Annotated in this window: 28 protein-coding genes; 13 read left to right on the plus strand and 15 right to left on the minus strand. The window is 66.4% G+C overall.

All coding sequences use genetic code 11. The features are described from left to right. A partial coding sequence (locus FN976_RS29130; protein ID WP_222432785.1) for a hypothetical protein occupies positions 1 to 224 on the plus strand: 224 nt, incomplete at its 5' end. A 105-nt stretch (positions 225 to 329) separates the two neighbouring features. Beyond that, positions 330 to 1454: a hypothetical protein gene (locus tag FN976_RS07380; RefSeq protein WP_145892367.1), complete on the plus strand. Its 1125-nt coding sequence runs from the start codon at positions 330 to 332 to the stop codon at positions 1452 to 1454. Between the two features lie 336 nt (positions 1455 to 1790). Here FN976_RS07380 and FN976_RS07385 read toward each other — a convergent pair whose 3' ends face one another. Next, on the minus strand, positions 1791 to 2936 hold the full coding sequence (locus tag FN976_RS07385; protein ID WP_145892368.1) for a YeeE/YedE family protein: 1146 nt from the start codon (positions 2934 to 2936) through the stop codon (positions 1791 to 1793). Positions 2937 to 3086: 150 nt separating this feature from the next. Here FN976_RS07385 and FN976_RS07390 point away from each other — a divergent pair, with 150 nt between their 5' ends. From FN976_RS07390 to FN976_RS07430, 9 genes are all read left to right on the plus strand, one after another. Beyond that, complete coding sequence (locus tag FN976_RS07390; RefSeq protein ID WP_145892369.1) at positions 3087 to 3422, plus strand: ArsR/SmtB family transcription factor; 336 nt, start codon at positions 3087 to 3089, stop codon at positions 3420 to 3422. A 103-nt stretch (positions 3423 to 3525) separates the two neighbouring features. After that, entirely contained in the window at positions 3526 to 4872 is a 1347-nt protein-coding gene (gene soxC, locus FN976_RS07395) for a sulfite dehydrogenase (protein ID WP_145892370.1), read from the plus strand. Continuing rightward, positions 4856 to 5902 carry a c-type cytochrome gene (locus FN976_RS07400; protein WP_145892371.1) on the plus strand — a complete coding sequence of 349 codons (1047 nt, stop codon included), beginning with the start codon at positions 4856 to 4858 and terminating at the stop codon, positions 5900 to 5902. Before soxC ends, FN976_RS07400 begins: the two co-directional genes overlap by 17 nt. A 73-nt stretch (positions 5903 to 5975) precedes the next feature. Next, positions 5976 to 6428, plus strand: coding sequence for a thiosulfate oxidation carrier protein SoxY (soxY, locus tag FN976_RS07405; RefSeq protein WP_145892372.1), 453 nt, complete (start codon positions 5976 to 5978; stop codon positions 6426 to 6428). 24 nt (positions 6429 to 6452) lie between these two features. Next, positions 6453 to 6764: a thiosulfate oxidation carrier complex protein SoxZ gene (soxZ, locus tag FN976_RS07410; RefSeq protein WP_145892373.1), complete on the plus strand. Its 312-nt coding sequence runs from the start codon at positions 6453 to 6455 to the stop codon at positions 6762 to 6764. A gap of 21 nt (positions 6765 to 6785) precedes the next feature. Continuing rightward, positions 6786 to 7586, plus strand: a complete 801-nt coding sequence (gene soxA, locus FN976_RS07415) for a sulfur oxidation c-type cytochrome SoxA (RefSeq protein ID WP_145892374.1) — start codon at positions 6786 to 6788, stop codon at positions 7584 to 7586. 8 nt (positions 7587 to 7594) lie between these two features. After that, positions 7595 to 8251 carry a sulfur oxidation c-type cytochrome SoxX gene (soxX, locus tag FN976_RS07420; RefSeq protein WP_145892375.1) on the plus strand — a complete coding sequence of 219 codons (657 nt, stop codon included), beginning with the start codon at positions 7595 to 7597 and terminating at the stop codon, positions 8249 to 8251. Between the two features lie 70 nt (positions 8252 to 8321). Then, positions 8322 to 10058, plus strand: a complete 1737-nt coding sequence (gene soxB, locus FN976_RS07425; protein WP_145892376.1) for a thiosulfohydrolase SoxB — start codon at positions 8322 to 8324, stop codon at positions 10056 to 10058. Positions 10059 to 10258: 200 nt separating this feature from the next. Then, on the plus strand, positions 10259 to 10600 hold the full coding sequence (locus FN976_RS07430) for a hypothetical protein (RefSeq protein ID WP_145892377.1): 342 nt from the start codon (positions 10259 to 10261) through the stop codon (positions 10598 to 10600). A 19-nt stretch (positions 10601 to 10619) separates the two neighbouring features. Here FN976_RS07430 and FN976_RS07435 read toward each other — a convergent pair whose 3' ends face one another. The 10 genes from FN976_RS07435 to guaB form a co-directional block, all read right to left on the minus strand. After that, positions 10620 to 11555, minus strand: a complete 936-nt coding sequence (locus FN976_RS07435) for an LD-carboxypeptidase (RefSeq protein WP_145892378.1) — start codon at positions 11553 to 11555, stop codon at positions 10620 to 10622. Then, positions 11552 to 12925 carry a tRNA adenosine(34) deaminase TadA gene (tadA, locus tag FN976_RS07440; protein WP_145892379.1) on the minus strand — a complete coding sequence of 458 codons (1374 nt, stop codon included), beginning with the start codon at positions 12923 to 12925 and terminating at the stop codon, positions 11552 to 11554. Before tadA ends, FN976_RS07435 begins: the two co-directional genes overlap by 4 nt. A gap of 1 nt (position 12926) precedes the next feature. Further along, positions 12927 to 13151 carry a hypothetical protein gene (locus FN976_RS07445; protein ID WP_145892380.1) on the minus strand — a complete coding sequence of 75 codons (225 nt, stop codon included), beginning with the start codon at positions 13149 to 13151 and terminating at the stop codon, positions 12927 to 12929. A gap of 8 nt (positions 13152 to 13159) precedes the next feature. Then, a complete protein-coding gene (locus FN976_RS07450; RefSeq protein ID WP_145892381.1) occupies positions 13160 to 13771 on the minus strand; it encodes an FMN-binding negative transcriptional regulator in 612 nt (203 codons plus the stop codon). 108 nt (positions 13772 to 13879) lie between these two features. Then, entirely contained in the window at positions 13880 to 14188 is a 309-nt protein-coding gene (locus tag FN976_RS07455; RefSeq protein ID WP_255440215.1) for a high-potential iron-sulfur protein, read from the minus strand. Positions 14189 to 14222: 34 nt separating this feature from the next. After that, entirely contained in the window at positions 14223 to 15236 is a 1014-nt protein-coding gene (locus FN976_RS07460; RefSeq protein WP_145892382.1) for a catalase family peroxidase, read from the minus strand. A gap of 154 nt (positions 15237 to 15390) precedes the next feature. Next, positions 15391 to 17004 (minus strand): glutamine-hydrolyzing GMP synthase, encoded by a 1614-nt coding sequence (gene guaA, locus FN976_RS07465; protein WP_145892383.1) that lies wholly within the window; start codon positions 17002 to 17004, stop codon positions 15391 to 15393. Then, a complete protein-coding gene (locus FN976_RS07470; protein WP_186510781.1) occupies positions 17005 to 17427 on the minus strand; it encodes a type II toxin-antitoxin system VapC family toxin in 423 nt (140 codons plus the stop codon). It lies immediately after the preceding gene. Further along, positions 17424 to 17693: a type II toxin-antitoxin system Phd/YefM family antitoxin gene (locus tag FN976_RS07475; RefSeq protein ID WP_145892385.1), complete on the minus strand. Its 270-nt coding sequence runs from the start codon at positions 17691 to 17693 to the stop codon at positions 17424 to 17426. The genes FN976_RS07470 and FN976_RS07475 overlap by 4 nt, the downstream gene beginning before the upstream one ends. A gap of 71 nt (positions 17694 to 17764) precedes the next feature. After that, complete coding sequence (gene guaB / locus FN976_RS07480) at positions 17765 to 19234, minus strand: IMP dehydrogenase (protein WP_145892386.1); 1470 nt, start codon at positions 19232 to 19234, stop codon at positions 17765 to 17767. A 121-nt stretch (positions 19235 to 19355) separates the two neighbouring features. Between guaB and FN976_RS07485 the strand changes: the two genes are divergently transcribed. After that, positions 19356 to 19904: a DUF4124 domain-containing protein gene (locus FN976_RS07485; protein ID WP_145892387.1), complete on the plus strand. Its 549-nt coding sequence runs from the start codon at positions 19356 to 19358 to the stop codon at positions 19902 to 19904. 10 nt (positions 19905 to 19914) lie between these two features. Here the strand turns inward: FN976_RS07485 and FN976_RS07490 are convergent, their stop codons facing one another. Together FN976_RS07490 and FN976_RS07495 are read right to left on the minus strand one after the other, a co-directional pair. Beyond that, the gene (locus tag FN976_RS07490; protein ID WP_145892388.1) at positions 19915 to 20253 is read right to left on the minus strand and encodes an RnfH family protein; all 339 of its coding nucleotides are present in this window, start codon (positions 20251 to 20253) and stop codon (positions 19915 to 19917) included. After that, positions 20250 to 20696: a type II toxin-antitoxin system RatA family toxin gene (locus tag FN976_RS07495; RefSeq protein ID WP_145892389.1), complete on the minus strand. Its 447-nt coding sequence runs from the start codon at positions 20694 to 20696 to the stop codon at positions 20250 to 20252. The genes FN976_RS07490 and FN976_RS07495 overlap by 4 nt, the downstream gene beginning before the upstream one ends. Positions 20697 to 20761: 65 nt before the next feature. Here FN976_RS07495 and smpB point away from each other — a divergent pair, with 65 nt between their 5' ends. Next, the gene (gene smpB / locus FN976_RS07500) at positions 20762 to 21235 is read left to right on the plus strand and encodes an SsrA-binding protein SmpB (RefSeq protein ID WP_145892390.1); all 474 of its coding nucleotides are present in this window, start codon (positions 20762 to 20764) and stop codon (positions 21233 to 21235) included. A gap of 7 nt (positions 21236 to 21242) precedes the next feature. Here smpB and FN976_RS07505 read toward each other — a convergent pair whose 3' ends face one another. Then, positions 21243 to 22334 (minus strand): enoyl-CoA hydratase/isomerase family protein, encoded by a 1092-nt coding sequence (locus FN976_RS07505; protein WP_145892391.1) that lies wholly within the window; start codon positions 22332 to 22334, stop codon positions 21243 to 21245. Next, positions 22331 to 23203 carry a DMT family transporter gene (locus tag FN976_RS07510; protein WP_145892392.1) on the minus strand — a complete coding sequence of 291 codons (873 nt, stop codon included), beginning with the start codon at positions 23201 to 23203 and terminating at the stop codon, positions 22331 to 22333. Before FN976_RS07510 ends, FN976_RS07505 begins: the two co-directional genes overlap by 4 nt. Positions 23204 to 23226 lie beyond the last annotated feature (23 nt).

Here is a 23226-nt window from a genome sequence, read left to right on the forward strand (position 1 = left end):
ACCAACGCGAATTTCCCCCGACGATGGTCCAAGGGAAACACGGGGATCGGCACTCGGTCCCGGGCCAGAGCCATCCGGAAAGCGGTGGCGGACGGATATCCCAGGGCAGCATGCAATGCCGCTCCGCCGATCATGGGTCCGTGCCGCGCGAACAGGTCCTCTTCGAGTCGAGCCGCAAGATTCGCGTACTCAAGACTCGAGTCTGGTTTCGCCGGGTGACCTGAGGACACGCCTGGATGCTAGAGGCCACCCCGATGGAGAGCTACGCGGTAAAACTGGCAAAGAAATTACCGCATAGACAATCTCCAATGCCTGTGCTAAGGCGAAGCATGGCCTCCACTGCCGAGCTGTGCAAGACGATGGTGGAGGAGAGCCTGGAGTGCTCGGCTTCATCGGAGTTGGAGCGCTGGCAGCAGGTGAAGAGAATGCAGGCCTTGAGCCTCTATGGATTGCTTGGTCAGGTCGGCCGCCGCGGCGGCGTCGCGCAGGTCGAGAGATTTTTCGAGTCCGCTTGGAACACGCCCCGACCCTTGGGCAAGACGAAGGGCTGCGCGCGTAGCCTGAAGCGTGGAGCACATATGCCCACTGACAGAACGCTTTCCATGCTGGACGATCGCATCGAAGACGTGCGGCCAGACGAGTGGCTGGATAAGTGCCCCAACTGGTCGCTCAAGGCCGATCTTTTCCAATCGCTTTGGCTTTCACTGTTGGTGGACCGCCCCATAGCAGGCATGGAGCAGCGGTTGCTCGAGGCGCATCCTGTGGAGAGCCTGGGACATTTGCAAGCCATGCTGCACACGGGGTGGATAGGTGGTCTTGCTGAGACGCGCCAAGCTTCACTGCCCTACCTGTCCGGCTGCATCGTTCTCCTACGGCATTTCCACGAGACCAACAAACCTGAATCGGCGCAGTTGATGGCCGAGTGCGCATGTCACTCCTTGGTCATGCTTGCCGTGGAGCTTCATGATCGAGGCATCGGCACGGCGCTGACGCGATACTGCTCGGAGCAGATCTTCCCGCTGGGAGGTCTTCACGTTGACGCGCTCGAAATCGCCTACGCGTCTGCCTGTCTCAATGCTGTGGGAATGGCCGCCTGGATGGCGCCGGACGAGCATCAGCTCACCTGGTTTCCCCGAGAGAACACCATGGCAAGCGTGCTCAGAGGTGAATTTGGTGAGGAACTCAAAGAGATTTGCTCGCCCGCCTCGACGTCGCGCAGGCGTGCACGCTTGCATCGTTGGGCACGATCCGCGCCAACGTTACGATTTCCGTGGCGAGATGCTCCGAAAACGATGGTTGTCAACATGCCGAAACTGTTGGCATACCTCCCAGAGTTCTCTCAATGGATTCTGCGCAAACCAGGTCGTCCGGCGGCGCGGCCGAATGCCCGAGTGCCGCGAACCTGGTTCCAGGGTCTTGGTGAATCCAGAATCGAAGACGCGGCCCATTCTTGATGCGGCGAATGCCGCGCGCACCCGCCACTGGAAAAACGTCCGGTCGCGGCGATGACTCAACCGACGATGGCCTAATGTCTTCGTAGCCTCCGCATCGTCACCCACCGGGGCGCTCAGCGAGCAATGCTTGTTCTGTCCAAATGTTGGCGAGACTGAGATGCCTTTGGTCAAATGGTGGTCAGCCAGACTGATTTTTGGCGAATGCTGGTCGGGTCGTCTGCCGCTCTCTTGGGAGGCACACACGCCAGCTATAGTCAAAAAGTTCTTTGGAATCAGTAACTTAGCTAGCTTTCGACCTGAACACTTTCACTGCAGTCGTACACAAACCCGCGGACTTCAAGCCGCCCGGACCGCGGCAACGCCTGGGCTGCCCGCAACGCTTTGCCGCTGGCGCAAGCGCAAGGCAGCCCACGCACCGACCACCATTCCGCCCACCATCAGGACGGAACCGGCGGACAACATCGCCAAACCCGTGACACCATTGCCGACGGAGCATCCGAGCGCGGTGACACCGCCGAAGCCCATGAGCACGGCACCCAGTGCGTGGGCACCCATTTCGCCGGGCATGCGAAACGATTCGAGCCGGTATTCGCCGCGAGCACGTGCGCTGGCGGCACTTCCAAGGATCACGCCCAGGCTCAGCATCACGCCGAACGTAGCCGCCATGCTCTTGTCGGACCACAACGTCAGCAGGTCCAGGGCGTGGGCCAACGGCGCCGAGAACGACAATCCTTCCGGCCGGCGCGACTGCGTGCCCAGCCAGGCCGGCTCGAGCGTCTCCGGGTGCTCCGCGATGAAGCCGGCCTTGCCGGTCAACAGGAACGCCACGGCCAGCAGCAGGCCGACGGCGAGGCCGCCGATCCAGTCCGCCTTGGACACCTTCTGCCGGAAGCGCCACGCTGTCGCTCCGACGGCCAAGACGATGGCAAGAACAAGCAGCCAGCGCAGGACAGGTGCCGATCCGCCCATCAGGCCAGCAGCGATGGCTCCAAGATCCTGCGGGCCTGCCAGTGTGACGTTCCAGCTGTCCAGGAGCGCCACCCGCGGTCCAGCGAAGAGTCCGCGTAGCGTCATCGCCGCCACGATCCCGATCATCATCAGGGCCGCCGCTGCCTTCAAGCTGCCGGCGCCCGCCTTCACCAGCAGGCGCTGAGGACACCCTTCCGCCAGGATCATTCCGAAGCCGAACATCAGGCCTCCAGCCAGGCACGAAGCCCAGACGAGCCGGTTGTTCCAGGCCAGCACCCGCGTGCCGTCCAGCCATCCGAAACTGATGAGCCCCTGCACGGCGACGGCGCCCATGGCAATGGCCAGCAGCCAGGCCACCAGGCGGCCGGGGCCGCGGAACTCGAACCAGTCGGCGATCGCGCCACGAACGCAAAACCGCGTCGACTGGCCAACCGCGCCGAGCACCACGCCCAACGCAAGCCCGCCGTAGACGACGGCGCGGCTGATGGAGACTGGATCGACGGTGGCACTCATGGAATTGGGGGTGACGCGCAAAAGCCGCGATTTTAGTCGGCCAGGGCCACGGCCCACTGTGACGATCCACCGAAATACATCCGTCTGCAACGATTCAGCGATATATTTGCCGGCAGCCCACGCTCCCACGAAGCACGCCTCCGCTCCAGCATGCCCCGCCGCCCGCTCAAGTCCACCGCCACGCTCACCGAATCGGACGAGGTCTTCGAGATCGCGGCGGAAGTCTTCCGCGTCATGTCGGCGCCCATGCGCCTCAGGATCATCAGCTGCCTGTGCAACGGCGAACGAAACGTCAGCGAACTGCTGGAAGCCATCGACACGACGCAGCCGAACATGTCGCAGCACCTGAACACGCTGTACCAGGCCGGTGTGCTGGGCAAGCGGCGCGAAGGCGTCCAGATCTTTTATCGCATCATCAACGACCGGGTGGTCACCCTCTGCCGCGCGGTCTGCACCCAGGTCGCGATCGAAGCGGACTTGCAGTAGCAGGGTTTTCACCAGTCATTCGGGCGGATGCTCACGGCGCTTCACGAATATATTCGCGCATGCCGATATTCGGATTCATCCCGCCCCGCCTCCCCTGACCTCGATGGCCTCCCGCCCTGCTCCCACCGGCCGCCTGCGCGCGGCTCCGGAAAACTTCCTGGACCGGGCTGCCATCGCCCAGGTGGCCGATGAAGCCCGGCAAGGCCGGCGCGGCTTCCTCCGGAGCGCGTTCGCGGCAGCCGCGGCGGGCCTGGCCGCGGCACCGGCAACCGCGCAGCCGGCAGGCGACCCGGCGATCCTGGAACTGCCCGAACACACGCGTGGCCTCGGCCAACCGGTCGCTGCCGATGGTTACGGCAAGCCCTCACGCTTCGAGACGAACGTCCAGCGCCGCCAGAGCCCCGGGCTGACCCAGACCCGCCAGGCTTCCGTCTCGTTCGCGCCGCTGCAATCCCTGTTCGGCATCGTCACGCCCAGCGGCCTGCATTTCGAGCGGCATCACCAGGGCTGGTGGGACATCGATCCATCGAAGCACCGCCTGATGATCAACGGGCTGGTGAAGGCGCCCAAGGTCTTCACGATCGACGAGATCATGCGGCTGCCGTCCGTGTCGCGCTTCCGCTTCATCGAATGCGGCGCCAACACGGGCATGGAATGGGGCAATGTCGCAGTGCCCACCGTTCAATACACCCACGGCATGCTTTCCTGCAGCGAATTCACAGGCGTCCCGCTGATCACCCTCCTGGAAATGGCCGGGGTGGACCTGAAGAAGGGACGCTTCGTGCTGGCCGAAGGCGCGGATGGTTCGTCCATGACGCGCACCATCCCGATGTCCCTGATCCGCTCCGGCGAGGTCCTGGTGGCCTATGGGCAGAACGGGGAAATGCTGCGTCCCGAGAACGGCTATCCGCTGCGCCTGGTGGTCCCGGGCATCCAGGGCGTGAGCTGGGTCAAGTACCTGCGGCGCCTGGAAGTCGGTGACCAGCCCTACGCCACCAAGGACGAAGCCATCCACTACCTGGACCTGATGCCGGATGGCACACATCGCCAGTACTCCGGCATCCAGGAGTGCAAAAGCGTGATCACCACGCCGTCCGGCGGGCAGATGCTGCTCGACCAGGGGTACTACAGCATCACCGGCCTGGCTTGGTCCGGCCGCGGCAAGGTGAAGCAGGTCGACGTGTCTGTCGACGGCGGACGCAACTGGAAGGCCGCGCGGCTGCAAGGCCCGGTGCTGGACAAATGCCTGACACGGTTCCAGCTGGACTGGGCATGGGACGGCAAACCGGCTCTGCTCCAGAGCCGCGCCGTGGACGAAACCGGTTATGTGCAGCCGAACTACCGCCAGCTGCGCGCGGTGCGCGGCTCGCGCTCGATCTATCACAACAACGCCATCCAGACCTGGCTGGTCGAAGCGTCCGGCGAGGTGAAGAATGTCCAGGTTTCGTGACCTTGCCGCCGCCGCCGTCCTGTTGGCCGCGGGACTCGCGCAAGCCCAGGACAACCGCTTCCCCGGCATCGGACGCAACGCGACGCCAGCCGAGGTCGCCGCCTGGGACATCGACGTCCGGCCCGACTTCAAGGGCCTGCCCCCAGGCGCCGGCAGCGTTGCCAGGGGCCAGGAAGTGTGGGAGGCGAAGTGCGCCTCGTGCCACGGAGTGTTCGGCGAATCGAACCAGGTGTTCAACCCGTTGATCGGCGGAACGTCGCCCGACGACGCCCGGACCGGCCGCGTGCAGCGCCTGGTGGAGCCCGGCTACCCCGGCCGCACCACGATGATGAAGCTGGCGACCGTGTCCACCCTCTGGGACTACATCAACCGCGCCATGCCCTGGAACGCCCCCAAGTCGCTGAGCGTCGAGGAGGTGTATGCCGTCACGGGTTACATGCTGCATCTCGCGCAGGTGGTCGATGACAAGTTTGTCCTGTCGGATCGAAACATCGCCGACGTGCAGAAACGCATGCCGAACCGCAACGGGATGACGACGAAGCATGCCCTCTGGCCAGGGCAGGAACTTGGTGGCACGGCCCGCCCCGACGTGCGGGCCGCCCGTTGCATGTCGGATTGCCCCGTCGAGGCCAAGGTGGCTTCCTTCCTGCCAGACCACGCGCGCGACGCGCATGGCAACCTGGCGGAGCAGAATCGCCCGGTCGGCCCGCAGCGCGGCGTCGTGACGCAGCGGCCGGTCGCGGCAGCGGCGCCCTCTTCCGAGCCCTCCGCGGCCCCGGGGGCGGCGGCAGCGGCGGCACTGGTGCAGAAAAACAGCTGTTTCGCCTGCCATGCCGCGGAGGCGCCACTGGTCGGCCCCAGCTGGCGCGACATCGCACGCAAGCATGCGGGGAAGGCCGACTACCTGGCCGGCAAGATCCGCGCAGGCGGCTCCGGCGTCTGGGGGGCGATCCCCATGCCGCCGCAAGCCATCGACGAGGCCGAAGCCCGGGCGATCGCCGGTTGGCTCGCCAACGGTGCCGCGAAGTGATTCGGCTTAGCTAGTAGTCCGGATGGATGATGACCCCAGACTTGATTAGGATGTGCTTATGAAGGAGAAATCGATGCAGACTCGCCGAGACACGCTCAAGCAAGGCCTCGTGGCAACCACCCTGGGCACGGGAACCCTGTTCAGTGGGGCCGCCCAGGCGTTCAACAAGAACGCGTTCGAAGCCAAGAACGTCGCCGACGCCGTCAAGGCGCTGGGCGGCGGCGCGCTGGCCGAGAGCAAGGATGTGACGATCCAGGGACCGGACATCGCCGAAAACGGCGCCGTCGTGCCGATCGGCGCGGCCACGACCATGGCCGGGGTCAAGCACCTGGCCCTTCTCGTCGAGAAGAACCCCAATGCGCTGGTCGCCGTGTTCGACCTCAACCCGGCCATCGAGTCGAACTTCTCGACGCGCGCCAAGATGGGCCAATCCTCCGACGTCTACGCCGTAGCCATCACGCAGGACGGCAAAGCCTTCTTCTCGAAGAAGGAAATCAAGGTCACCCTAGGCGGCTGCGGCGGCTGATCGAACACATTCAGGAGCAAGAAAATGGCAGATCCCATGCGCATTCGCGCGCAGGCACAGGGCGGCGGCGCGGTCGTCCGCGTCCTCATGAGCCACGAAATGGAAACCGGCCAGCGCAAGGACGCGGCCGGCAAGACCATTCCCGCCTGGCACATCAGCGACGTCACGGCTTCCCTGAACGGCAAGCAGGTATTCGCGGCCGAGTGGGGGCCGGCAGTGGCCAAGAATCCCTTCCTCCAGTTCACGATCAAGGGGGCGAAGGCCGGTGACAAGGTCAGCGTGAGCTGGAAGGACAACCGCGGCGAGACCCGTACCGACGAAGCCACCGTCAGCTGAGACCAAGAGGAGGCGACAACGATGCGCAGACACCAGCTGCTGGTCGCGGCGGCACTGGCGGCCCTCGCTGCCGGCGCCGCGGCCCAGAAGAGTCCCTCCCAGGCCATCGACGAATACCGGGCCATGCTGGCCGACGGCAACCCGGCGGACCTGTTCGAGGCGAAGGGCGAAGCGCTCTGGAAGCAGAAGCGGGGGCCGAAGAACGCATCGCTGGAGGCATGTGACCTGGGCAAGGGAGCAGGCGTGGTCAAGGGCGCCTTCGTCGAACTGCCGAGGTATTTCGCCGACACGGGCAAGGTGCAGGACCTGGAGTCCCGCCTCGTCAGCTGCATGGAGCGCCTGCAAGGCTTCGATGCCGCCGAGATCGGCAAGACGCCGTTTGGCCGCGGCGAGATGGCCAACGTCACGGCGCTGGCGACCTTTGTCGCGGCGGAGTCCAAGGGGCTGAGCTTCAACCTGCCGCAGGCGCATCAGCAGGAGAAGGTGTTCTATGAGGCGGGCAAGCGCATCTTCTTCATGCGCGGCGGCACGCACGACTTCTCGTGCGCGTCCTGCCATGGCGAAGCCGGCAAGCGCATCCGCCTGCAGGATCTCCCCGACCTCACCAAGAACCCGGGCGACGGCACCGGCTTCGCCGCCTGGCCGGCCTACCGGGTGTCCAACGGCCAGATGTGGAGCATGCAGCTGCGCCTGAACGACTGCTACCGGCAGCAGCGCTTCCCCTACCCCGAGTTCGGCAGCGATGCGCTCACCGCGCTGAGCACGTACCTCGGCGTCAACGCCAAGGGCGCCAAGTCGGCTGCTCCCTCCATCAAGCGCTGAGGCCGGGCATGAAGAAACCACTCTCCACTTTCGCGGTGGCCGCCGCCGGCGCCATCGCCGTCATGGGCTGCGCCACGCTCCCCAGCAGCTCCGAGCTCGACGCCGTGGCCCTCGGCATGACCAAGGCCGCTTTCCGCGACCAGGGCATCGCCAAGGTCGACCGCGTGCTCGGCATCGACGAAACGCTGCAGCTGTGCAACGCCGCGGACGTCGCCGGCAAGCAGCTCTCCGCCGCCGAGGCCAAGCGTCTCGAAGAAGCCAACCTGAAGACCATCAAGTGGCCCCGGGACGGCAAGTTCCTGGGCGACTGGAAACAGGGCGAAGCCATCGCCCAAAGCGGCCGCGGCCTGACCTGGACGGACACCGCGGGTTCCGTGAACGGCGGCAACTGCTACAACTGCCACCAGATCTCCAAGGAGGAAATCTCCTTCGGCACCATCGGGCCCAGCCTCTACAACTACGGCAAGATCCGCGGCGTCACCGACCCGGCCCATCCCGGTTCCAGGCCCATCGTGGAATACACCTGGGGCAAGATCTGGAACGCCAAGGCGTACAACGCCTGCTCCAACATGCCGCGTTCGGGGCACATGGGCAACCTCACCGAAGAGCAGATCAAGCACATCATGGCCCTGCTTCTCGACCCGGCATCCCCGGTGAACAAATAGGCCCTCGTGGGTCACGGGCCCGGGCCAGTTTCGGTCCGGGCCTTTTTTTGCGTGAACCTGTGAACCCGCCATGAACCTCTCCAAGCGCGAATTCCTCCAGGTCATGGGGGCCGGCACGGTCGCCGGCCTTGGCCTCGGCAGCCACCTGGAGGCGGACGCCCAGGCCGCGGGCGAGGCCATGTATGACCTGCCCCGTTTCGGCAACGTCTCGCTGCTGCACATGACGGACTGCCATGCACAGCTGTTGCCCCTGCACTTCCGCGAGCCCAGCGTCAACCTGGGAGTGGGAACCATGAAGGGGCAATGGCCCCACCTGGTCGGCGAGCACCTCCTGGCCGCGGCGAAGATGCCGCGTGGCACGGCCGCCGCCCATGCCTTCACGTATCTCGACTTCGAAGCGGCGGCCCGCCGCTACGGCAAGGTCGGCGGCTTCGCCCACCTGGCGACGCTGGTCAAGCGGCTGAAGGCCAGCCGGCCGGGCGCGCTGTTGCTCGATGGTGGCGACACCTGGCAGGGCTCGGCCACGGCATTGTGGACACGCGGCCAGGACATGGTCGATGCCAGCAAGCTGCTGGGCGTGGACATCATGACCGGCCACTGGGAATTCACCCTCGGCATGGACCGCGTGAAGGAGCTGGTGGACAAGGAGCTGGCCGGCAAGATCGCCTTCCTGGCGCAGAACGTGAAGACGGCGGATTTCGGCGACCCCGTCTTCGAGCCATACACCATCCGCGAAATCAACGGCACGCGTGTCGCGATCGTGGGGCAGGCCTTCCCGTACACCCCCATCGCCAACCCTCGGTATTTCGTCGCGGACTGGACCTTCGGCATCCAGGACGAAGCCATGCAGAAGGTGGTGGACGAAGCCCGCGGCAAAGGCGCGCAGGTGGTCGTCCTCCTCAGCCACAACGGCATGGATGTCGACCTCAAGCTCGCCGGCCGCGTCGCCGGCATCGATGCCATCCTGGGCGGCCATACGCACGACGGCGTGCCCGTGGCCAACGTCGTGCGCAATCGCTCGGGGCAGACCATCGTCACGAACGCCGGTTCCAACGGCAAATTCCTGGGCGTGCTCGATCTCGACGTGCGGGGCGGCCGCCTCTTCGATTTCCGCTACAGCCTGCTGCCGGTGTTCGCGAACCTGTTGCCCGCCGACCCGGAAATGCAGGCGCTGATCACCCGGGTCCGCGCGCCGTACGAACAGAAGCTGGGTGAGGTACTCGCGGTCACCGAAGGCGCCTTGTACCGCCGCGGCAACTTCAACGGCAGCGGCGACCAGCTGTTGCTCGATGCCCTGATGGACGTCCAAGGCGCCGAGATCGCCTTCTCCCCCGGATTTCGCTGGGGCACCAGCTTGCTGGCCGGCCAGCCGGTCACGCGCGAATGGCTGATGGACATGACGGCCACGACGTACTCCTACAGCACGCTCACCGAGATGACCGGCGAAACCATCAAGGCCGTGCTGGAAGACGTCGCCGACAACCTGTTCAATCCCGACCCGTACTACCAGCAAGGCGGTGACATGGTCCGGGTGGGCGGTCTGGCCTACAGCATCGACCCGGCTGCCGGGGCCGGTCAGCGAATCAGCGACATGCGCTTGAACGGGCGCGCCCTGGAGGCCGGGCGGCGCTACAAGGTGGCGGGTTGGGCGCCGGTTTCCGAGGAGGCGCGAGCCGCCAACACGCGGCCGGTCTGGGAGTTGGTGGAGCAATGGCTCAAGGCGCGCGGTGGCCGGGTCGCGGCCCGCCAGCCGTCCGTCCCGCGGCTGGTCGGCGTGCTGCCCAACCCGGGATTTGCTCCGGCATGAAGCTTGCCCGGAAAGTAGACCAAGGAACTACGCGTAACAAACACTTGGAAACAGCTTCACGATTCGTTACCAACGTGTTGATTTTGCTTGTTGTTTTCCGTGAACTCCGTCACTCCGATGTCTTGCCCCTTTGCTACTCTGAAGCATAAGTTGACACCCATGCACGGCACTTCACCTGTGAGCCTGACAGAAATCTGAATATGCGTTGGTTCAAACCGAATCTCCGGGGCAGCATCTACGGACTGCTGGGCAACCCCGTGGCGCCGACGGAATCGACCCTCGAGAGCGGCACCGAGGACATCCGTGAGGCCATGCTGGGCCTGCTGGGTGAAAGCGGGACCAAGCGGTTCCCGCACGTCACCCGCCGGGTTCGCTACGCCAACGACATCCAGGCACTCTGGTACCTGCGTGGTGACCTGATGGCCGCCCTGGCGGCCACCCAGGGCGAATCCGCGGCGCGCGAGAAGATCCAGCGCATCACCAACATGTTCCATGGGCTGTTGCCGGGCAGCCTGTCTTCGAGGCCGAGCCCGCTCATGTAAGGCGCGGGGCGCCGGCCGCTCAGTGCCGGTGGTCGTGGTGGCCCAGGTGGCCCCACAACAGGAACGCGTCCCGGCCCTCCACTGCCAGCGTCACCTTGGCGCCCACGGGCAGGCACACCTTGGTCGGCACGTGGCCGAACGGCAGACCGGTGAACACGGGGACCCCCACAACCTTCCGCAACCAGTCCACCACGGTCTGCAACCGGTAGCCCTTGTCATGGGGGACCGGCTGGTAGTTCGTGAAGTGGCCCAGCACGATGGCCTTCTGGCGCTTCAGGGCGCCGGCGTAGAGCAGCTGCGTCAGCATGCGCTCGATGCGGTAGGGATGCTCGTGCACATCCTCCAGGAACAGGATGCCGCCCTTGATCTGCGGCATCCATGGTGTGCCTGTGAGCGCCGCGACGATGGCCAGGTTGCCGCCCCACAGAGTGCCCGAGATTTCCAGCGCCTTGTCTTGCGCCTCGCGCGCCGGCAGCCGCCAGCCGGTGCCCTCCCCCCGCGCACTCACGAGGTCGTCGAAGCAGGCCTGCATGATGTCGTCGGGCTCGGCTTCCACGCCGAAGTCCTCCCCGACAGCCGGGCCGGACCAGGTGGTGCGGCCGGTTTCGGCCAGCACCGCGTTCTGGAAGGCAGTGAAGTCGCTCAGGCCCACGTACTGCAAGCCGCCGTCGATGGCCTTGGCGATCGCCTTGTGCCGGATGCCGGGGAGCAGCCGCGTGAGGCCGTAGCCGCCCCGCGTGATGATGGCGATGTCGGCGCCGCTCGCCGCGCTGCGGTGGATGGCCTCGAGGCGGGTCTCGTCGTCACCGGCGAAGCGCATGTGGGTCGCGAACGTGGCGGGGTCCAGTTCGACCTCGTGGCCCATGGCCTTCAGGCGGGCGACGCCGCGGCGGACCGCGGGCTTGTTGCGGACAGCGCTGGACGGCGAAAAGATGTAGATGTGCTTCTTGGTCACGGGCGGAAGTATCCCACCGCCTCACGCGCAAGGGCTTCGCCGTGTTCCTGCACGAAGTGGCCGGCCTGTGGCAACACGCGCGGCTCCGGGCAGCCGCGGATCAGGGCGCGCAGGGCGCGCATCACCGGCTCGCCCAGCACCGGGTCCTGCGCGCCGATGGCCATCAGGGTCCGCCCGCTCCACTGCGAGGACAAGAAGTCGCGCGCCTGCCGGGAGACGGCAGCGCCATCGGCATCCGGCTGGTCCGGCACCATCGGCGGGAAAGCCCGTAGCGCGGCGCGATGGCCGGCATCGGGAAACGGCGCGTTGTAGGCCGCGCATTCCTCCGGGCTCATGTGCGGATTGCCCCGCGCGAACAGCCGCGCAACATCGAATGCGGGGTTCTTGGCGCACATCTCCCGCCACGCCAGGAACCCCGGGCTGAGCGGCGCGTCCCCGGTGGCCAGGGTCGTGTTCATCACCAGCAGGCCGCGATAGCGTTCCGGCGCTTCCATGGGCAAGGTCAGGCCCAGCAGTCCACCCCAGTCCTGCACCACCAGGATCACGTCCTGCAGGTCCAGCCGCTCCACCAGTTCGAGCAGCACCTGCCGATGCCAGCCGAAGCTGTGGGCCGCGTCGCGCTTGGGTTTGTCGCTCTTGCCGAAGCCGACAAGGTCCGGCGCGACGACCCGGTCACCGGCCTGCAGGAAGACCGGGATCATCGTGCGGTACAGGTAGCTCCAGGCCGGATTGCCGTGCAGGCAGAGCCAGGTGAGCGGCGCATCCCGTGGGCCTTCATCCAGGTAGTGCATGCGCAAGCCGGCCAGGGAGGGCAGGTCGTGGACGAAGTGCGGTTCCCAGCGATAGCCGGGCAGCCCCACGAAGCGCCCCTCGGGCGTACGCAAAGCGTCCTCGCGCAAGGGCTGGGCGCTCGCGCGCGCCTCCTGGCGGCGTTGCCGGAAGAAGTCGGCCAGCAAGGCGCCGCACTCGTCTGCGAGCACCCCGCCCTGCGCACCGGTCTGGTGGTTGAGGCGCTGTTCTGCGAACAGGTTCATCACGGAGCCCGCGGCGCCGGTCTTCGAGTCGGGGGCGCCGTAGATCACGCGCGCCAGGCGGGCATGCAGGATCGCGCCGCTGCACATGGCGCAAGGCTCGAGAGTCACGAACAGTTCGCAGCCGTCCAGGCGGTAGTTGCCGAGCGACTCGGCCGCGGCGCGCAACGCCGCGATCTCGGCGTGCGCCGTCGGGTCATGCGCGCCCACAGGCCGGTTGTGGCCGCGCGCGATGACCTGGCCGCCCCGCACGACAACCGCTCCGACCGGCACTTCACCGGCCGCCGCCGCCAGGCGGGCCTGCGCGAGGGCCTCGCGCATGAAGTCCTCGTCGGTCACTTCACTTCGGCTCCTCGGGCATCGGCCGGGGTGCCTGCACCGCGCCTTCGACAGCCTTCTGGAACTGGTCGACCTGCTGCTTGGGCGTGCCGGTCGGCGCGGCCACGCCTGGCACCGAAGTCGACGCAGCCGGCGGCGCCACGCCCGCGCCCAGCTGCTTTTTGGCCAGCACGGCGACGATGGCCACCACCATCAAGAGGCCCACCACCCCGAAGATTGCCCGCATGTCGTTCCTTAGATTCCCACCCGCTCCATCCACAGCGCCAGCCCACGCTCCTGCTCGTTGCCGGCCGCGTAGCCCGCCTTGAGCGCGGCGTGCGATTCAGGCCGGTGCTGGTTCAGCTTGATCTTGCATTGCAGCTGCAGCACGGTCAGCTCGAACGCGACGATACCTCCAAGCAGCGCATGTGCAAAGTCCTGCGGCAATTGGCGCCATTGCTCCGCGTAGGGTGGTTCGTGGTCGCCGATCAGCTTCTTCAGCAGCGCATCCTTGCCTTCGGGGTCGTCGATCAGCGTCGCCCGGACCGTGCAATGGACGGCCACGTAGTTCCAGCTGGGGACACGTTTCAGGTCAGGATAGATGCGAGGCGACTGGTAGCCGTGGGGCCCCAGAAAGGTCACCGCCGCCGTGGGCCGGCTGGCCAGGAAGCGCGCATGCGGATTGGCCCGGGCGAAGTGCCCGAGCAGCACGAAGCCCTCGGCGCGCTCCTCCAGGTGGATCGGCAGGTGGGTGACGTAGGGCACGCCCTCGTCGTCACAGGAGATCAGGCTGGCGAACGGATTCTCGCGGATCAGGGTGGCGGCGTGGGCCTGATCCTTGGCGGTGAAATGGGGGGGCATGTACATGGCGAGTCCTCCAACGGCCACTGTAGCCTTGCCCCATGCCCCATGTGCTGCAAATTCCGCATCACTGCGATGCGCTGCGGCGGACGGCTGCCGCCCGCGCCGCGTCGATCAGGCTTTCCTGGACCAGCCGCTGCACCAGCCGGAACCGGCGACCTGCTTGCCGGCGAACAGCGGGCAGCCGCCGGATTTGTCGGTGGGCTGGCCCTGGTAGAGCGCGCATCGCGCGCAGCTCTGTTCGGCGGCGAACGCGGGGTGCTTCCGCGCGTCCACCCTTTTGGCGTCGCTCACGTAGCCGAGCGCCATGGCCGTGGCATCCTTTTCGTCGACGAGGGCCTGCGCGTGGACGAGCGGAGCTGCCGCGGTGGCAGTGGCGGCCAAGGTCATCAGGAAGACGCGGCGCTGAATCGGCTGGATCATGAGTACTCCTTGCAAGGAACCGGACGGGGCGGATTTACTGTTGCTTGGCGCCTTCCGTCAGCCGCCGTCCGAGCCCGACGGCATAGGGGGCCGCGCGGGCTGCGATCATCGGATCGGCGGAAGGCTCCACGCCCTTTGGCAGCACCATCGGGTTGTAGGTGATCGTCAGGCAAGGGCCGCCACCGTCCTCGGCCACCGAGGTGACCTTCAGCATGCCGAGGTTGACCTTGGTCCGGCCGGCCGGCAGCGGCACGGTGGCGCTGTCGATCTGGTCGCCGGCCTGCGCCAGTTCCAGGTTGAAGTTGAACGCGACCTTGCCATCCTTCACGCGCTGGCGAAGATCGTCGAACAGGAAGGCCGGTCCCTTGGCCTTGGCTTCGTCGTCCGTCAGGCCCTGGAGCCCGCCCACCGGTTCGAAGACCCATTTCCCGAACTGCTTGCTCCCGCTGGCATTGGTGAAGCCAAAGGCGTGCACGCCCCAGTAGTTGACCGTGCCGAAACTGGCCGGAACAGGCTGTGAGGCGAAGTGCCTGCCTTGCAGCAGCACCTCAGGGTTGGCATCGGCGAAGGCCTTGACCTTCGCCGCGTCCGGCATCTTGGTCGCCGGGTCCGGCTGGAGGGAAGCCAGGCGCCCGAGAAACTGCTGCGGCGAGGAGGCGCCGAACACCGGTGCCGAGATGTTTCCCATCTGCCAGACCTCGCCGTTGGGGAGGTTGAACTGCAATGCCAGGTTGCGCTGGGACTTCGCGTTGTCGGGTGCCTTCGGGTTGGCGCCGCCAACCGAGAACCGCACCACCACAGGCACCGGCGCGCCACTGAAGGCCGAGGCCGTCGACAGGCCACGGGCCTCCGCCGTCCCGACGAATTCGCCCATCGCGCAAACGCCCTTGGCACCCGATCGACGATACCCCTCGAACTTGCCGAACGTGGCCTCGAACTGGTTCAGGAAACTGTTCGGGTCGACCGGCGCGGCCGCGGTTTGCGCGAAGGCACTCACGGTCAACATGGCGGATGCCGCCACAGCGGCGGAAAGGGCGAGCTTGGTCATCGAAGACTCCTGGGGCTGGACGAAGGGTTGCACGAACCATCGCGCCGGCCCTCAGGCCGGAAAGCGACGCTGATGAGCTAGTCGAGCCCGCCCGCCCGAACTTACAGGTCCAAACCGAAATAGATCCGGCGCCGCGATCTGCGCGGCCCCTGGTTCATTCCCATTCGATGGTCGCCGGCGGCTTGCTGCTCACGTCGTAGGTCACCCGGTTGATGCCCCGGACCTCGTTGATGATCCGGCTCGACACCTTCTTCAACAGCGCATAGGGCAGCTCGGCCCAGTCGGCAGTCATGAAGTCGCTGGTCTGCACCGCCCGCAATGCGACCACGTAGTCATAGGTGCGGCCGTCACCCATCACGCCCACGCTCTTGACCGGCAGGAAGACGGTGAAAGCCTGGCTGGTGAGGTCATACCAGCTCTTGCCGCTAGACTCGTCCCGGAAGTTGCGCAGTTCCTCGATGAAGATCGCATCGGCGCGGCGCAGCAGGTCGGCGTATTCCTTCTTCACTTCGCCGAGGATGCGCACGCCCAGGCCGGGCCCCGGGAAGGGGTGGCGGTAAACCATCTCCGGCGGCAGGCCCAGGGCCACGCCCAGTTCGCGCACTTCGTCCTTGAACAGGTCGCGCAGCGGCTCCAGCAGTTTCAGGCCGAGCTGTTCGGGCAGGCCGCCCACGTTGTGATGGCTCTTGATGGTGACGGCTTTCTTGCTCTTGGCACCGCCGGATTCGATGACATCCGGGTAGATCGTGCCCTGGGCCAGCCAGGCGACGTGCCGAGCGTGGCTGGCCTTGATCTTCGCGGCCTCCGCCTTGAACACGTCCACGAACAGGCCGCCGATGATCTTGCGCTTGGCTTCCGGCTCGCTCACGCCCGCCAGCTTGCCCAGGAACAGGTCGGCGGCGTCCACGCGCACGACCTTCGCGTGCAGCTTGCCGGCGAACATCTCCATCACCATGTCGCCTTCGTCGAGGCGCAGCAGGCCGTGATCGACGAAGACGCAGGTGAGCTGGTCGCCAATCGCGCGATGGATCAAGGCGGCGGCCACGGAGGAGTCGACACCACCCGACAGGCCCAGGATCACCTCCTCGTCGCCCACCTGCTTCCGGATGGCTTCAACGGCTTCGGCAACGTGGTCGCGCATCACCCAGTCGGGCCGCGCCTGGCAGATGCCCAGGACGAAGCGCTCGAGGATCGCCCTGCCCTGCACCGTGTGCGTCACCTCGGCATGGAACTGGATGGCATAGAACTTCCGCGCCTCGTCCGCCATGGCGGCGATCGGGCAGCTCTCGGTCGAGGCCATGAGCTTGAAACCCGGCGGCATCTCGACGACCTTGTCGCCATGCGACATCCAGACGTTCAGCATGCCGTGGCCTTCGGCCGTGGTGTAGTCGGCGATGTCCCGCAGCAGCTCGGTGTGGCCGCGCGCCCGCACCGCCGCGAACCCGAACTCCCGCTTGTGCCCGCCTTCGACCTTGCCGCCCAGCTGGTGCGCCATGGTCTGCATGCCGTAGCAGATGCCGAGGACCGGCACGCCCAGCTCGAAAACGGCCTGAGGCGCCTTGTCCGTCGTCTCCTCGTAGACGCTGGCATGGCTGCCGGACAGGATCACGCCTTTCAGCCGGCCGTCAGCGGCGTACTCGCGGATCCAGTCGTCCGACACATCGCAGGGATGCACTTCGGAAAGGACATGCGCTTCGCGGACGCGCCGGGCGATGAGCTGGGTGACCTGGGAGCCGAAGTCGAGAATGAGGATCTTGTCGTGTTGCATTCAGAGGTCCAGACATGGGATGCCACAGCTCTTCGCGGCTTCGCAGAGGCGGCGGTCGGCGGAGGCCAGCTGGCTGTTGAGCCTCAGCGCCAATTCCAGGTACGCCGCGTCGTAGTAGCTCAAGGTGTGCACGTGGGCCAGCCGCATCGTTTGGGCCCGGCGATGGGCATCCGGCATGGCATCGAGCTGGATCGGGCAGCGGGCCAGCAAGGCCAGGGCACGATCGGCGCTGTCGGCATCGAATCGTCCGCGCCGGACGGCGACGAGCAGGATGTTCGCCGTCTCCCAAAGCCACAGCGCCGGGGCCCAGAAGATGCCGCCGCCACTGCGGACGTCGGCATACAGCTGGTCGCCCACGGGCGTCTGCTCGTCCGGCAGGAACCAGGGAGCCGTCGCCGACGCATCCAGCACGATCGGCTTCAACGGCGTCCCTCGTCGCGGTAGGTTTTCCAATCGCCTTTGCGGTACTCCGGATCGGGTTTCACGAGCGCGCGGAAGGCGTTGAGTTCGGCAATCGCCTCCTGGCGGGCGCGTTCGCGCTCAGCCTCGTCGGGAACCGGGTCGCTCTCCCTGACAATCCGCGCGATCTTCTTGCCGTGGCGGGTGATGACGACCTCCTCGCCCTCTTCGACCGCCAGCAGCAGCGCGGAAAATCGATCCTTGGCCTGGTGAATGGGAACGGTTTGCATGATTCTGGCTAGAACTTGAAAGCGGGCCTGATTTTAAACCATCAGGCCCATCTTTGCAAATCTGGCCAGAATCAGTCGGCCCGATAATTCGGCGCTTCCTTGGTGATCTGCACGTCGTGCACGTGGCTCTCGCGCATGCCGGCCGCGGTGATCTGGACGAATTCGGCCTTTTGCCGCATCTCTTCGATGGTCGCGCAGCCGCAATAGCCCATCGCCGCGCGGACGCCCCCGGCCATCTGGAAGATGATGGAGACCATCGAGCCCTTGTAGGGCACACGGCCTTCGATGCCTTCGGGCACCAGCTTGTCGGCGTTGGGGTTGCCGGTGCTCGACTCCTGGAAGTAGCGGTCGGCACTGCCCTGCTGCATGGCGCCGATGGATCCCATGCCGCGGTAGCTCTTGTAGCTGCGGCCCTGGTACAGCACGATCTCGCCCGGCGCCTCTTCGGTGCCGGCGAACACGCCGCCCATCATCACGGTCGTGGCGCCGGCCGCGATGGCCTTCGCGATGTCCCCGGAATAGCGAATGCCGCCGTCGGCGATCAGAGGCACGCCGCTGCCCGCCAGCGCAGTGGCGACGTTGTCGATGGCGGTGATCTGCGGCACGCCCACGCCCGCCACGATGCGCGTCGTGCAGATCGAGCCGGGACCGATGCCGACTTTCACCGCGTCGGCGCCCACCTCGACCAGCGCGCGCGCCGCGGCACCGGTGGCGATGTTGCCCCCGATCACGTCGACCTGCGGATAGTTCTGCTTGACCCAGCGTACCCGCTCGATCACGCCCTTGCTGTGCCCGTGCGCGGTGTCGACCACGATGGCGTCCACGCCGGCCTTCACCAGGGCTTCCACGCGCTCCTCGGTGCCCTCGCCGACGCCAACCGCCGCGCCAACCCGCAGCCGGCCCGAGGCGTCACGGGCGGCGTTCGGGAAACTGGTCTGCTTGAAGATGTCCTTGACGGTGATCAGCCCCTTCAGCTCGAAGGCATCGTTCACCACGAGCAGGCGCTCCAGCTTGTACTTGTTCAGCAGCGCCTTCGCCTCGGCGGCACTGGTGCCCTCCTTGACGGTGATCAGCTTGTCGCGCGGCGTCATGATCTGCGTCACGGGCACGTCGTAGCGCGTCTCGAAGCGCAGGTCACGGCCGGTGACGATGCCCACGACCTTGCCGCCGTCGATGACCGGGAAGCCCGAGATGCCGAGTTGCTCCGACAGGTCGCTCACCTGGCGGACGGTGTGCTGCGGCGTGATGACCACCGGGTCGCGCAGGACGCCCGATTCGTACCGCTTCACCCGCGACACCTCCGCGGCCTGCTGCTTGGGCGTGAGGTTCTTGTGGACGATGCCCATGCCGCCTTCCTGCGCGATCGCGATGGCCAGGCGGGCCTCGGTGACTGTGTCCATGGCGGCGGACACCAGCGGCAGGTTCAGGGTGATGTTCCGGGAGAGGCGGGTCGCGAGGGAAGTGTCCTTGGGGAGGACTTGGGAGAACGCAGGCACCAGCAACACATCGTCGAAGGTGAGCGCATTTCCTAGAAGGCGCATGTCGGGGCTCCAAAAAACGGATTCTACCCGTGTGGAATTTCGCACGCCCCCTCTGGGGGCTTGGTCTCGGCTCCGTAAAGTGCCCATCGGCAAAATAGGTGAGTCGCGCTACACTGCCGCGATGAAAAAGCTTCGTCCCCTCCTCCTCGCGCTGGCCTGCGCGCTGCCCGCGCTCGCCATGGCGCAATGGCAATGGCTGGACAAGGATGGCCGCAAGGTCTTCAGCGACCGCCCGCCACCGTCGGACATCCCGGCGAACCGGGTGTTGAAGCAGCCAGCCGGCAGCAGCGCGGCGCCGGCCGCCGCACCGGCGGACGCCACGGCCGCCCCGGGGGCTGACCCCGCAGCCGCGGGCGCCACCACGACCGCGGCCGCGCCGGCCCAGGCTGCGGCCAGCATGCCCCGGCCCAGCGGCAAGGACAAGGGACTCGAAGCGAAGAAGAAGGAAATGGAAGCCGCCGCGGCCGAAAAGAAGAAGCAGGAAGACGCCAAGTTCGCCCTGGCACGCGCGGAGAATTGCAACCGCGCGAAGTCGAGCAAGGCGACTTTCGACTCCGGCATTCGCATTGCCCGAACCAATGCGAAGGGCGAACGCGAGATTCTTGACGACAAGCAGCGCGACGCCGAGGTCAAGCGCCTCGAAGGCATCATCGCCAAGGAATGCGCCTGAGGCGCGGCACTCAGTAGCCGGGCTTCGCACCCGGCCTTTTCCTGGCGAACAGGCCCGTGGCACGGGCCCCCTGCCCGCGAAACCTTTCGCGCCTGGCGACCTTCGGGTCGACGGCCAGGCCCCGGTAGATCTCCACCCGGTCCCCTTCGCGCAACGGCTGGTCCCAGCCGCATCGGCGCCCCCAGATGCCCACGCTCGCCTGGCCCGGATCGGGCAGGGTCGCCGCGGCGGCCAGGCCGCTGGCGGCCACCGCATCCCGCACGGTGCAGCCCGCCGGCATTTCCAGGTGCCGCTCCAGCACTTCGCGGTGGGCTGGAGAACAGGTGACCGTCACGCGCACGGTCGTCACTGGCCGAAGACCTGCTCGGCACGTTTCACGAAGGCATCGACCAGGTTGCCCGCGATCTTGTCGAACACCGGGCCCACGAGCGTCGCCAGCCCGGGGTTCTTGAACGTGTAGTGCAGCTCCAGCGCCACCTTGCAGGCGCGCTCACCCGGCGCCTTGCCCAGGGGCGTGAACAGCCAGCGGCCGTCCAGCTGGGAAAAGGGCCCGTCGACCAGCTTCATCTTCACTTCGCGCCCCGGGGCGTGGACATTGCGCGTGGTGAAAGTCTGGTGGATGCCGCCGAAAGCGATGCCGATCTGTGCCTTCACGCCGTCCGGCTCCAGCGCCAGGATCGACGCGTGATCGCACCACGGCAGGAATTCCGGGTACTTGGGGATGTCGGTCACCAGGCCGAACATCTCCTCGGCGCTGTACCAGATGAGCACGGATCGGTGGACGTTTTTCATGGAGAATGCTGAGCCCTGCTCCGTGCGGGATTGTAGAGAGTGCTCTGCGCACCCACCTGTCAGCCATGACCCAAAAGAAGAACAACGCCAGCCGCATCGCCGACAACAAGAAAGCCGCCTACAACTACTTCTTCGAGGAGAAGTTCGAGGCCGGCATGGTGCTGCAAGGCTGGGAGGTGAAGGCGCTGCGCGAAGGCAAGGTCCAGCTGACGGACGGCTACGTGGTCATCCGCGAGGGGGAGCTGTACCTGATCGGCTGCCAGATCAACGCGCTCAAGACCGCGTCCACCCATGTCAGCCCCGAGGCGCAGCGCACCAAGAAGCTGCTGATGCACAAGGAGCAGATCCGGCGGCTGATCGGGAAGGTCGAGCAGAAGGGCTACACGCTGGTGCCGCTCAACCTCTACTGGAAAGACAGCAAGGTCAAGTGCGAGATCGCGTTGGCCAAGGGCAAGGCCGAGCACGACAAGCGCGACACCATCAAGGAGCGCGAAGGCAAGCGGGAAGTGGAGCGCGCCATGAAAGAGCGCCACAAGTAGGCCGGGCTCAGTCCAGGTGCCGCAGCGGGTGCGCGTGCGCCGGCCAGGGGCTGTCGAAGTACGCTCCCACCATTTCCGTCACGACTTCCTCGGCCGTCTCCGGGTTCCAGCGCGGCTCATGGTCCTTGTCGATCGCCATGGCCCGGATGCCTTCCATCGTCTCGCTGGCCGTCCCGGGGCGAAGCTGGAAACAACGACGCACGATGCCACGTTCCATCCGCAGTTCGTCCGCGAGCGTCAGGCCGCGGGCGCGCCGCACCTGTTCCAGCGTGACGTTCAGCATCAGTGGAGAGGCCTTGCGCAGCGCATTGGCCGTTTGCGAGACCCACACCCCATCCGGCTCCGCTTCGAGTGCCCTGAGGATGGCGGCCACACTGTGCAGCCCGAAGATGCGGTCGATCTGTTCGCGATGCGGCCCCAGGTGCGGTGTCTCGCCCATGGGAGCCCCCAGCCGCTCACGCACGCCAGGCAATGCGGCCAAGCCGCCGGCGGCGAGTTCCGTCCAGATCGACTCCAGCTCGGCGCTGTTCACGACACCGTCCGCCAGCAGGGCCGCGCATGCATCGTCGCCGCCGAGTGCATGCCCCGTGAGCGCCAGGTATTCGCCCACGCGCCCGGGACAGCGGCCCAGGAACCAGCCGCCGCCCACGTCCGGGAACAGACCGATCAGCGTCTCGGGCATGGCCATGCGGGTACGCTCGGTGACGATGCGCATGCTGTTGGGATTGCCGTGTCCGGAAATGCCCATGCCGCCCCCCATCACGACGCCGTCCAGGAAGACAACGTAGGGTTTCGGGAACCGGTGGATCAGGTGGTTGAGGGCGTATTCCTCGGTGAAGAAATCCTCGAGCCGGGGGTCGCCGGCGAGGACCGCCTGGTGAAAGAAGCGGATGTCGCCTCCGGCGCAGAATGCGCCGAACGGCCCTTCCTTGCCCATGCCCCGGATGGCGACCAGCTTCACCTCATCGTCGTCCCGCCAGGCCAGCAAGGCCGCGGTGAGCGAGCGGATCATGTCCAGGGACAGTGCATTGAGTGCACGCGGACGGTTCAGCGTGATCAATCCCGCCGCCCCCCGCAATTCCACCATGACGTCGCTCATGCCCGCTGCCTCCAACCTACAAGTTCGTTCACCACCAGCGCGCCGATCACCAGCGCGCCACCCGCCAGCACGGTCTGGCTCGGAATTTCATCGGCACCCACCCAGGCGAGCACGATGCCGAAGATGACTTCGAGCAGCGCCAGCAACGCGATCTCCGGCGCCTTCAGCACGCGCGCGCAGACGACAGAGAGCGCGCAGGGGATCGCCAGCTGCACCAGGCCCAGCAACGCGAGCAGTCCGACGTCGTGCGCCGACGCCTGGAACGGCATCGCCAGCGGCAAAGTGGCCAGCGAGGAGATGATGGCGCCGACCAGGACGGCCGGCACGAGATCGATGTCCTGGCCCAGGGCATGTGAGCGCTGCGTGACCGTCCAGTTGATGGCGCCGGCGATCGGCACGCACAGCGCCACGAGCGTGCCGGCGAGCTGACCGCTCTGGAATTGCGCGCCGTACATGTAGGCGATGCCCGCGCCCGCCACGACGATGGCGGTCCAGGTCCGCAGCGGGATCCGGTGGCCGATGAATACCCGTGCAACCAGCGCCGTGAGGAAGGGGCCCAGCGCCAGCGTGACCAGCACGTTGGCCACGCTGGTCAGCGTGAGCGCCACCATGAAGGCGGTGAACATCACGCTCCAGCACAGCCCGGAGACCCACAAGGCCTTGCCGCCGTGCCGGATCTTGGCGAACACTTCGCGCCCCTGGAAGAAGGGCAGGATGACCAGCAGCGACAGCACGGTGAAGAAGCTGCGCCAGAAGGTGATCTCGAAGCTGCGCGCGTGTTCCAGCTGCCGGGTGATGACCCCCGCGATCGACCACATCAGGGTCACGGCCACCATGAGGAAGACGGCCTGGGTGTGGGTGAGCTTCATCCTGCGTTTTCTTCTTCTGTGCG

The sequence above is a fragment of the Caenimonas sedimenti genome (genome assembly GCF_007833165.1).
GTDB classification, from domain to species: domain Bacteria; phylum Pseudomonadota; class Gammaproteobacteria; order Burkholderiales; family Burkholderiaceae_C; genus Ramlibacter; species Ramlibacter sedimenti.

What these genes read in the sequence shown, in the direction of transcription:
- FN976_RS07380 (WP_145892367.1), top strand. Translation starts at nt 330, where the DNA reads ATGGCCTCCACTGCCGAGCTGTGCAAGACGATGGTGGAGGAGAGCCTG.
- FN976_RS07385 (WP_145892368.1), bottom strand. Translation starts at nt 2,936, where the DNA reads ATGAGTGCCACCGTCGATCCAGTCTCCATCAGCCGCGCCGTCGTCTAC.
- FN976_RS07390 (WP_145892369.1), top strand. Translation starts at nt 3,087, where the DNA reads ATGCCCCGCCGCCCGCTCAAGTCCACCGCCACGCTCACCGAATCGGAC.
- soxC (WP_145892370.1), top strand. Translation starts at nt 3,526, where the DNA reads ATGGCCTCCCGCCCTGCTCCCACCGGCCGCCTGCGCGCGGCTCCGGAA.
- FN976_RS07400 (WP_145892371.1), top strand. Translation starts at nt 4,856, where the DNA reads ATGTCCAGGTTTCGTGACCTTGCCGCCGCCGCCGTCCTGTTGGCCGCG.
- soxY (WP_145892372.1), top strand. Translation starts at nt 5,976, where the DNA reads ATGCAGACTCGCCGAGACACGCTCAAGCAAGGCCTCGTGGCAACCACC.
- soxZ (WP_145892373.1), top strand. Translation starts at nt 6,453, where the DNA reads ATGGCAGATCCCATGCGCATTCGCGCGCAGGCACAGGGCGGCGGCGCG.
- soxA (WP_145892374.1), top strand. Translation starts at nt 6,786, where the DNA reads ATGCGCAGACACCAGCTGCTGGTCGCGGCGGCACTGGCGGCCCTCGCT.
- soxX (WP_145892375.1), top strand. Translation starts at nt 7,595, where the DNA reads ATGAAGAAACCACTCTCCACTTTCGCGGTGGCCGCCGCCGGCGCCATC.
- soxB (WP_145892376.1), top strand. Translation starts at nt 8,322, where the DNA reads ATGAACCTCTCCAAGCGCGAATTCCTCCAGGTCATGGGGGCCGGCACG.
- FN976_RS07430 (WP_145892377.1), top strand. Translation starts at nt 10,259, where the DNA reads ATGCGTTGGTTCAAACCGAATCTCCGGGGCAGCATCTACGGACTGCTG.
- FN976_RS07445 (WP_145892380.1), bottom strand. Translation starts at nt 13,151, where the DNA reads ATGCGGGCAATCTTCGGGGTGGTGGGCCTCTTGATGGTGGTGGCCATC.
- FN976_RS07450 (WP_145892381.1), bottom strand. Translation starts at nt 13,771, where the DNA reads ATGTACATGCCCCCCCATTTCACCGCCAAGGATCAGGCCCACGCCGCC.
- FN976_RS07455 (WP_255440215.1), bottom strand. Translation starts at nt 14,188, where the DNA reads ATGATCCAGCCGATTCAGCGCCGCGTCTTCCTGATGACCTTGGCCGCC.
- FN976_RS07460 (WP_145892382.1), bottom strand. Translation starts at nt 15,236, where the DNA reads ATGACCAAGCTCGCCCTTTCCGCCGCTGTGGCGGCATCCGCCATGTTG.
- guaA (WP_145892383.1), bottom strand. Translation starts at nt 17,004, where the DNA reads ATGCAACACGACAAGATCCTCATTCTCGACTTCGGCTCCCAGGTCACC.
- FN976_RS07475 (WP_145892385.1), bottom strand. Translation starts at nt 17,693, where the DNA reads ATGCAAACCGTTCCCATTCACCAGGCCAAGGATCGATTTTCCGCGCTG.
- guaB (WP_145892386.1), bottom strand. Translation starts at nt 19,234, where the DNA reads ATGCGCCTTCTAGGAAATGCGCTCACCTTCGACGATGTGTTGCTGGTG.
- FN976_RS07485 (WP_145892387.1), top strand. Translation starts at nt 19,356, where the DNA reads ATGAAAAAGCTTCGTCCCCTCCTCCTCGCGCTGGCCTGCGCGCTGCCC.
- FN976_RS07495 (WP_145892389.1), bottom strand. Translation starts at nt 20,696, where the DNA reads ATGAAAAACGTCCACCGATCCGTGCTCATCTGGTACAGCGCCGAGGAG.
- smpB (WP_145892390.1), top strand. Translation starts at nt 20,762, where the DNA reads ATGACCCAAAAGAAGAACAACGCCAGCCGCATCGCCGACAACAAGAAA.
- FN976_RS07505 (WP_145892391.1), bottom strand. Translation starts at nt 22,334, where the DNA reads ATGAGCGACGTCATGGTGGAATTGCGGGGGGCGGCGGGATTGATCACG.
- FN976_RS07510 (WP_145892392.1), bottom strand. Translation starts at nt 23,203, where the DNA reads ATGAAGCTCACCCACACCCAGGCCGTCTTCCTCATGGTGGCCGTGACC.